8 protein-coding genes are annotated in these 7,581 nt (G+C 66.8%); 5 read left to right on the top strand and 3 right to left on the bottom strand.

Annotation, left to right across the window (positions count from 1 at the left end):
* Positions 1–626: Hpt domain-containing protein (locus I6U14_RS02235; protein WP_296896541.1), on the top strand; the 626-nt coding region annotated here is incomplete at its 5' end.
* Between the two features lie 150 nt (positions 627–776).
* Positions 777–1,913, top strand: coding sequence for a response regulator (locus tag I6U14_RS02240; protein ID WP_296896542.1), 1,137 nt, complete (start codon positions 777–779; stop codon positions 1,911–1,913).
* A gap of 27 nt (positions 1,914–1,940) precedes the next feature.
* On the opposite strand, the gene I6U14_RS02245 is transcribed toward I6U14_RS02240, so the two are convergent.
* Positions 1,941–2,891 carry a diacylglycerol kinase family protein gene (locus I6U14_RS02245; RefSeq protein ID WP_296896544.1) on the bottom strand — a complete coding sequence of 317 codons (951 nt, stop codon included), beginning with the start codon at positions 2,889–2,891 and terminating at the stop codon, positions 1,941–1,943.
* 135 nt (positions 2,892–3,026) lie between these two features.
* Here I6U14_RS02245 and I6U14_RS02250 point away from each other — a divergent pair, with 135 nt between their 5' ends.
* Positions 3,027–3,203, top strand: coding sequence for a PLDc N-terminal domain-containing protein (locus tag I6U14_RS02250; protein ID WP_296896546.1), 177 nt, complete (start codon positions 3,027–3,029; stop codon positions 3,201–3,203).
* A 160-nt stretch (positions 3,204–3,363) separates the two neighbouring features.
* On the opposite strand, the gene phbB is transcribed toward I6U14_RS02250, so the two are convergent.
* Positions 3,364–4,086 (bottom strand): acetoacetyl-CoA reductase, encoded by a 723-nt coding sequence (gene phbB / locus I6U14_RS02255; protein WP_296896547.1) that lies wholly within the window; start codon positions 4,084–4,086, stop codon positions 3,364–3,366.
* Between the two features lie 325 nt (positions 4,087–4,411).
* Here phbB and I6U14_RS02260 point away from each other — a divergent pair, with 325 nt between their 5' ends.
* Entirely contained in the window at positions 4,412–5,188 is a 777-nt protein-coding gene (locus I6U14_RS02260) for a spermidine synthase (protein ID WP_296896549.1), read from the top strand.
* Positions 5,189–5,486: 298 nt separating this feature from the next.
* Positions 5,487–5,972 carry an Hsp20/alpha crystallin family protein gene (locus I6U14_RS02265; protein ID WP_296896551.1) on the top strand — a complete coding sequence of 162 codons (486 nt, stop codon included), beginning with the start codon at positions 5,487–5,489 and terminating at the stop codon, positions 5,970–5,972.
* Positions 5,973–6,117: 145 nt separating this feature from the next.
* On the opposite strand, the gene I6U14_RS02270 is transcribed toward I6U14_RS02265, so the two are convergent.
* The gene (locus I6U14_RS02270; protein WP_296896553.1) at positions 6,118–7,347 is read right to left on the bottom strand and encodes an HlyD family secretion protein; all 1,230 of its coding nucleotides are present in this window, start codon (positions 7,345–7,347) and stop codon (positions 6,118–6,120) included.
* Positions 7,348–7,581: the final 234 nt, after the last annotated feature.

The raw sequence follows: 7,581 nt of genomic DNA on the forward strand, positions 1-7,581 counted from the left end.
GACACGTGTGGGTGGCGTCGGTGGCGGGTGACGTGAAGGGGGGCTGTCGGCGGGTCGTTGTGCCGGCAGCGGCGTGGGCGGTTGTTCTGGTACGGGAGGCAATTCAGCAGGCGGACCATGCTGATGCTACCACCGGGGGAGGGGCGGGCGTCACAGGGGTGGTGGCTGTGAAGCAGGCGCCGGGCGCTGGTCCAGCGGTGTATTTCGCGGCCGGCCTGGCCCGTGCCGGCGGCGACGCGGTGCTCTATCAGCGGGTGCTGGCGTCCTTTCACCGAGAGCATCGAAACGATCTGTCAGCGCTCCGCGCCGCAGTCGCATCCGGGCAGCGCCGTCAGTTGCGGTCCATCGCCCATGCGCTCAAGGGCGTGGCCGGCGTGATCGGATCTGCCGGCCTGGAACAGCGGGCGCTAGCGGTCACGGCCGCGCTGGACGACCGCGGCGACTGGCGATCCGCCGCACAGGCGCTGCTTGCGGTTCTGGAGCAGGTATTGGCCGCGTTGGATGCCGTGTCGGCTGCGCCGGCGGCCGCTCCGCCCGAGCACGAGCCCACGACGCTATCCGCCGAGCGCGCCGAGCAGCCGGAAGGGCAGCCACGCTGCCCGGTGGGGGGTGATGGCGATCGGTGATGACCTCGTGCTTGTACGCGCATAGCTGACAGGATTATTCGTTCAGTTCGCGTAGCCTTTTAAAGATTTGCCGTGCTCCGGGGGAGTGTCCAGCACTTACTCGAGCGCGGCGTCGACGCCGCCGAGGCGCCAACGGACAGCCGCCCAGACGTGACCGACCCGCTCCCTCAAGCCGAGATCTTGGTTGTCGACGACGAAGGCGCGACCCGCGTCTATGTCGCAGGGCTGCTCCGCCAACAGGGCTATCGCGTGTCGGCGGCGTCCACCGGTGCCGATGCCTTGGCGGCGGCGCAGGACCGCCACCCGGATCTCATTCTGCTCGACGTGATGCTCGCGGACACGGATGGTTTCGCCGTCTGCCGGGAGCTGCGGCAGGGGGCCAGCACCAAGCGCATCCCGATCATCTTCCTGACGGCCAAGGGCAACGAGCAGGAGATTGTGCGCGGCTTCGAGTCCGGCGGCGTAGATTACATCGTCAAGCCGTTCGCCGTGTCGGTGCTGCTGGCCCGGGTCGCGACCCACACCACCCTGTCGCAGCTGTCCCGCGGCCTGCATACCGCGTTGGACGAGCGCAGCGCCCGCCTGCAGCAGGCCAACCGCCGACTCCGCGAGCTGAACGTAGAGATGGCGACGGTGGAGGAGCGCCAGCGCCGCCAGCTCGCACAGCAGCTGCACGACACCACCATTCAAGAGTTGGTCCTGGCGCGCATCCTGTTGGAGGGCGAGTCGCAGCTCGAGGAGCGCCGGGGGCAGCTGGTTGCGCTGCTGGCGGGAGCCATCAAGCAGTTGCGTTCTCTGGTCTTCGAGCTCAGTCCACCCCTGCTGCGTAAGCGCGGCCTTTATCAGGCGCTGGAATGGCTCGCGTCGGAGGTTCGAGAGCAATGGGGGCTGCACGTGGTCTGTGAGCAAAGCGGCGACCCGCCGGCCTTGGCGGATGCCTTATCGGTCACACTGTTTCAAGGCGCGCGAGAGCTACTGATCAACGTTGCCAAGCATGCGGAGGCGACCCAGGCCCTCCTGCGGCTCACCTATGATGGCGACCTGTTGCGTATCGTGGTCAGCGACGACGGGCGGGGCTTCGAGCCCACATGGCTGGAACGCGCGGGGGTTGCGTCCGGCACGGCTCAGGGCGAGAGCACAGCCGGCGGTTTTGGGCTCTACAGTCTGCGCTCCCGGATGGACCTGCTCGGCGGATGCCTGCGGCTCGGTAACGGCCGCTACCGCGGGGCCGAGGCCGTCCTCAGCATCCGCGTGGGCCCCGGTGTGGACGCTGGGGTTGAGGGTTAACCCACCGATAGCTCATGCGTCAGGGTCTCAGCGAGTGTGTGCGCCGCGGGAAGACTTTGCGGCTGCCGGGTCCGGTACCAGTACCGGCAGGGCGCCAGGCAGGCTGTCGAACTCGAGCGGCGAGCGGAACTGCGTCCGCTCGCCGTCCAGCAACGCCGTGGTGCGCAAGGGGCGCTGGGTGTCGATGCGGGCATGCCGGCAAATGCGGTGGAATACCCGCGGCTCTCGCGTCCAGGCGCCCGCAAGCAGCGTCAGCACCAATCGCGGCAGATCGTACAGCGGTCCCTCGCGTACACCGTAGACGCCGAGGCGTCCCGTATCCAGCGCGGTGCGCGCGGGGTGCAGGCCCGCGCGGGGCTCGAGTGGATTGTTCGAAACCAGCAGCGCGCGGGTGCTGAGCGTCGCCGGCGCGTCGTCCAGGCGCAGGTGTACTCGGTGAAAGGGGTAACGCTTCAGCAGCCAGTAGGCCTTGCGCAGCACGCGCGGCAGCATACGCCAGGTGCCGATGCCACGGGCCGCCTCGCGGGCCCGGGCCAAGTTCGTGGTCAGTCCGAACATGGCGGCGCACAGGAAGGGCTCATCATTGCATCGGGCGACGTCGATATGGTGCACCCGCGCCGTTGCCTGCATGCCGACGGCTACCTCCGGTACCAAGGGCACGCCTAGGTCGCGAGCGAGCAGGTTGGCGGTGCCGAGCGGTACAATCCCGAGCGGGACGTCCCTGCCCAACAGCAGGGCTGCGACGCTGCGTACCGTGCCGTCGCCGCCCAGCACCACCACGCGCCGGGCGCCGGCATCCAGGTAGGCTTCGAGCTCAGCGCGGTACGCCGGGTCCTTGGCCACCGCCGGGAAGGGCAGCGTGACGCTGGCGAGCCCGGCGCCTTGCAGACAGGCGGTTAGTTGGCTAGCCAGCGCATCATCATGGCGATGCGCTTGGCCGGCCCGGGCGTTGGCGATGATGATGGCGGCGGCCGTCACGACGGCACCGGCCGGCGACAGCGCACCGGCGCGAGTGACTCGGGGCGCGCCGCACAACGAGTCACCGAGGCCCGCGGAAAACGACAGATCGATGGTGCCGCCGCAGGCTGTCGCAGACGCAGGAGGAGAGGACACATGGTCGAAGTGGGCGGTTTTTTCGGACTGCTGCTGCTGATTTTGGTGGTCTATGCCATCGTCAAAACGGTGCAGAGCGACGCAAGTACCCTGGGCAAGGTCATTTGGGTGGTGTTGCTGCTGCTGTTGCCCTTGTTGGGGTTCATCCTATGGCTGATTCTTGGGCCGAAGGGCTGAGGGGGCCGAAGGGGCGAGGGCCGAGGAGCAGTTGCCGCCGGCGGAGCGGGAGGCCGATCCTCCGCCCTTTGCCCTCCGCCCTGGCCAATGACAAGCCTGAGGCGCGCCGGCGACCCGGTCGCTCATCCGTCTGCGGCACCGCCTCGCTAAATCCCCATCCTCAATACATATGTTGGCCGCCGTTGACGGACAGCGTTGCGCCGGTAATGAAGTCCGCATCGTCCGCCACCAGAAACACCACGGTGCGCGCAATATCCTCCGGCTTACCGAGCCGCCCGACCGGAATGCGCTTGATGATCTTCTCCAGTACCTCCGGCGGCACGGCGCGCACCATCTCCGTGTCCACGTAGCCGGGCGCCACGGCGTTGACGGTGATGTGCTTGGCGGCGCCTTCCTGCGCAAGCGCCTTGGTGAAGCCATGGATGCCGGACTTGGCGGCGGCGTAGTTGACTTGGCCGTACTGACCGGCCTGGCCGTTGATGGAGCCGATGTTGACGATGCGCCCGAAGCCGCGCTCACGCATGCCCTCGATGACGGCCCGGCAGCAGTTGAAGCACGACCCAAGATTGGTGTCGATCACGGCCTGCCATTTGTCGTGTGTCATCTTGTGCAGGGTACCGTCGCGGGTGATGCCGGCGTTGTTTACCAGTACCTCGATGGGTCCCAGGTCCTGCTCGATGGCCTGAATGCCATTGGTAACGGCGTCAAAGTCGGAGACGTCGAACTTGTAGGCCGGGATACCGGTACGAGCGGTGAAGTCTTGGGCTGCTTTATCGTTGCCGCCGTAGTTGGCCGCGACCTTATAGCCGGCGTCCTTCAGCGCGATGCTGATGGCCTCGCCGATGCCGCGGGTGCCGCCGGTGACCAGTGCTGTTCTCGCCATGGGTGTCCTCGCTTTCGTTGGAATTCGGTCGTTTTGCGCCGCACGTCGGGCGCCGGCGCGCGGGCGTGGTGCCTGAAGCACGGCCGGATGGTAACCCAGGCCCGCGGGTGATGGCAGGCGGCCACGCCCCTGGTGCGGCTGCGGCTTTCTCGATGCATGAGTGCCGGATCATTTGGATTCGCTAGACTACTAGGGGGGCCAGGCCACGTGCCCGGCGCACCCAATCAATGACAACAACCGTCCACCGGCGGCATGACGCAGCCGGGTAGCACCAAAGCTGGCCGCGCGCCCTGCCGCGGCAGAGGGATTCAGAGGAGCCGTTCGCATGCAGCTCAAAGAGCGCTTGACCGCTATTGTCACAACGCTGTTCGTCTGGAGCCTCGCCGGCGCCCTGTTCGGCGGGCTCTTCATCGGCCTGTACGAGGTGCTCCAGGTGCTGGCCCTCGGCCCTTGGCAGGCGGTGGTGGTGGCGGCGCTCGCCGCGGCCATGACCACGTCTGCTTTCTACAGCGCCATGCCGGTGGCGTTGCTCGGCGCTATGGCGGGAGTCGTAGCCTCCATTGGTTACCTGATCATCGGCGGTCCCAGGCTAGAGCTCGGCATCCTGGCGGCGGTGGCGGCCGGTCTCGGATTGCTCGGCGGGGCGTTCTTCACTTGGACCTCTGCGGCCGGTGCCCGGCCTCTGGCGGAAACCTTGACGGGCCTGCTCTCCGGGCTTGGTGCCGGCATCATTCTGGTGGCCGTGCTGACGGTCTATGCGCAGCCGGTGGGCGCTTTCGTCATGGCCGCCGGCATCGTCGCCCTGGTGGGCTCTCTGTTCCAGCTCAACGAGCACTGGTTCGTCCAGCATGTCCATGGCTGGCTGCCGGATGCAATCGCGGCGCCCCTGGTCGCGGCGCTGGTGGCGGCAGTGGTAGGCGCCAGCATCTGGATGGTGGCGGGTACCACCGCCGCCGCGCTCGACATAGAGACCAAGACCGCCGTCGACCGCGTGCTCGCAGAGGTGCCGTCTGGCTTCCTCGGGGGGCTGCTCGGCGGCGCGGTGACCGGAGTGGTGCTGGAGCTGCTCGGCTTCCGCCTGGAAGAGCACGAATCTGTCTGAGGCCGAGCGTGGATATGATTCGCTAATGGTGCGGATTCAGGCGTAGCCAAACGCTCGCAGGCCGTTGCCCGGATGTACCGATGGCGGAGCGCCGGGGGTGCACTATCATTGTGGTGAGAGGGGGCGCCGCGGCCATCGTGCCGCCGAGCCTCATGCCTGGTCCCGTGCCAGGACCTGCCTGATGCCGTATTGCTGGCCCATCGGCCGCCGATGGCAGCGCCAGGCATGAGCTCGATAGGGCGGATCATGCCCGCTGCCCCCACCGCGTGTGAGCGCGTCAAGCACATGGGAGGCAAGCATGGCCAAGAACGTCGAGCGGAAAACCGAGAAGACACCCGCCACTACTAGTGGCATAACGCCATGGGAGCAGATGGAGCGCCTGATGGACGAGTTCCTGCCTGGGCGCTGGATGCACCGCTGGGGCGCCCCCGCGTGGGATGATCTCATGCCGGGCATGCGGGCCCCGAGCCCCAGTGTCGACGTCCTCGACCGCGACGATGAGGTCGTGGTCAAGGCGGAGATCCCCGGCGTGCGCAAGGAGGATGTGGAGCTCAGCGTCACGGACAACACACTGACCATCTCCGGAGAGACACAGCACGAGGAGAAGGAGGAAAAGGAGAACTACTCTCGCAGGGAGATCCGCCGCGGAGCGTTCTCCCGCACCGTCACGCTGCCTGCCGCTGTCGACACCGACAAGGCGACGGCCAAGTTCGAAGACGGCATGCTGGTGGTCTCGATGCCCAAGGTGACCAAGACCTCGCGCAAGCGCGTGGAGATCGCCTGAGCCCGCCGGCGGGCGGCAGTTCGCGCATTAGGAAGGCGTAGGCGCGACTGCAGATGCCGAGGATGGCGCTGTCGTCGCCGGTGTGGCTGATGCAGATGTCGATGAACAGGTCAGGGCCGCCTGATTGCGTCATCAGGGTGTGTCGTCAGTGACCGCTCAACACCAAGGTCTTCACGGGCAGGAGTAAGGCCTGAATACGCAGCAGCATGGCGTGCACGACGCCAACGGTGTCGACGAGATGCAGCCCGATGCGCTGAAACGTGCCCAAATCTCCAGCGCTCAGGCGCTCGTGGTTGCTGGTGTAGACGTTGGCGATACAGCTTGCCCCTTGGGGTAAGTTGGCCAGCCCGCCGGCGTACAGCGGTTCCAGCAGCGCGGTGATGGTGCCGGGCTGCGCGAACTCTTGAACGTCGAAGAGTCGGTCCGTCGGCCGCACCTGCCCGGTGGCGATGACATCCTGCACTTCGGTGACCACCACGGGGATAATCTGAATGGGGAGTGCGGGGCAGGTCACTTCGCCGACCATGCCTTGCCGGATCACCTGCGACTCGATCTGGCCGAACCCCGCCAGTAGTGCGTCCACTTTGCTATCCGGTACCAGCACGCCAGCGGGCCGCAACATTGCGTTAACCAGATCCCCAGGGCGCAGCGTGAACTGCTGCACGACGCCGTCGGTGCCGGCAACGATCAGCGTCTTACCGAGCTCGACCTCAGCCTCCTGCATCGCCGCAACGGCGGTCGCCCGCTCTGCGGGAAGCTGGGTGTCGATCCTCTCGAGGAGCGCGTCCCGGCTTGCCGTTGCTGCGTCGAGGGCTGCTTGTTGAGAGGCTACCCGCGCCTCGAAGCGGTCCACTTCCCGCGCTGCGACGGCCCCCGGACTCCGGCGCTGGATATCGACCCGCGCCTGGAACTCTTCCTGCGCCTCTTGTAGGCCCGCGCTCGCGGCCGCGATCTGAGCGTCCGCCTCGGCAAGCTGCGCCTTCGCCACCGCCAGTCGGGCGTCGATTTCTGCGATACGCTTCTTCGCGGTTTCGATGTCAGCCTCGTAGCGGGAGCCATCCATGCGAAACAGCGGGTCCCCTTCTTTGACTCGCTGGCTGATGCCGACGTAAGTCTCCTCCACGCGGCCGGTCATCTCCGGCAGGATGGTCACGGTGCGGAACACCGATGCCGCGGCCGTCGTCGACGGATGGAAATAAAAGATCGTCGTGATCAAGCTCACGGTCAGTATCAGACAGAGCGTGATGCCGTAGCGCAGCTCGTACCAGACGGAGAACAGCGTGATCTCGCGCCCGAAGCGCTTACCCTGAACAAAGCGCCGGAACAGGTAGTCCGGCAGCACCGTTACCAGCGAGCAAAGGAGGATTTCCAGCATCGATCAGCTCCCACCTTGATGACCGTCGGCGACGTCTGCGGCAGGAGCCGCCGCCTGCGGTGCGGTCGGCTCGGGGAGGGCAGACCGCTCGGGCGTGGCATGACCGTCCCGCGAAACTGGTGCTGGCTGCGTGGCGTTGCTAGAGAACTTTTCGAGCGATGAACTGATGATGGTTAGCGGGGCAGGGCAGTCCGGCGGCGGCCTGCACGCAGACAGCCAGCATGCTGCCCCAGA

This window comes from Thiohalocapsa sp. (assembly GCF_019695415.1).
GTDB lineage: Bacteria > Pseudomonadota > Gammaproteobacteria > Chromatiales > Chromatiaceae > Thiohalocapsa.

Excerpts from the sequence above, each read along its gene's own strand:
- I6U14_RS02250 (WP_296896546.1), top strand. The coding sequence starts at position 3,027 with ATGGTCGAAGTGGGCGGTTTTTTCGGACTGCTGCTGCTGATTTTGGTG.
- phbB (WP_296896547.1), bottom strand. The coding sequence starts at position 4,086 with ATGGCGAGAACAGCACTGGTCACCGGCGGCACCCGCGGCATCGGCGAG.
- I6U14_RS02260 (WP_296896549.1), top strand. The coding sequence starts at position 4,412 with ATGCAGCTCAAAGAGCGCTTGACCGCTATTGTCACAACGCTGTTCGTC.
- I6U14_RS02265 (WP_296896551.1), top strand. The coding sequence starts at position 5,487 with ATGGCCAAGAACGTCGAGCGGAAAACCGAGAAGACACCCGCCACTACT.
- I6U14_RS02270 (WP_296896553.1), bottom strand. The coding sequence starts at position 7,347 with ATGCTGGAAATCCTCCTTTGCTCGCTGGTAACGGTGCTGCCGGACTAC.